We start from the raw sequence: 536 nt of genomic DNA, 5'->3' as shown, positions 1-536 counted from the left end.
CAGCCTGCGCGGGGTTACGACACGCTCGCACAGCGCAGGTTCGAGTTTATTCCGGTCTGGGGTTTTGCCGTGTTCCTTCTCTATACCATGCGGCGCGTCGATTGTCGTGACTGTGGCGTGAAGGTCGAAGCCCTGCCGTGGGCCAACGGCAAGCACACGCTCACCCGGGCTTACATGCTGTTCCTAGCGCAGTGGGCACGCAAGCTGTCGTGGAAGGAGACGGCACAAAGCTTCCGCACCAGTTGGGAGAAAGTCTTCAATGCAGTGGAGTGGGTGGTGGACTGGGGGCTGGCCCATCGCGAACTCGGTACGATCCGTGCCATTGGCGTCGATGAGATCCAGTATGGTCGTGGACACAAGTACCTCACCCTGGTCTACCAGATCGAGGCCGGCTGCACGCGTCTGCTATGGGTGGGGCAGGAGCGCACGAAGGCAAGCTTCGCCAAGTTCTTCGCCATGATCGGTAAACAGGTATGTGAGAAGGTTGAGTTCGTCTGCTCGGACATGTGGAAGCCCTACCTTGAGATGATAGCGCT

Annotated in this window: 1 protein-coding gene; it reads left to right on the top strand. The window is 59.1% G+C overall.

What is annotated here, in order from left to right:
- Nucleotides 1-536: transposase (locus tag ACGLHR_RS52215; protein WP_400104033.1), on the top strand; the 536-nt coding region annotated here is incomplete at both ends.

The sequence above is a fragment of the Cupriavidus sp. CuC1 genome, from assembly GCF_044627735.1.
Lineage (GTDB): Bacteria > Pseudomonadota > Gammaproteobacteria > Burkholderiales > Burkholderiaceae > Cupriavidus > Cupriavidus ulmosensis.
This window is presented reverse-complemented; position numbering and strand designations above follow the sequence as displayed.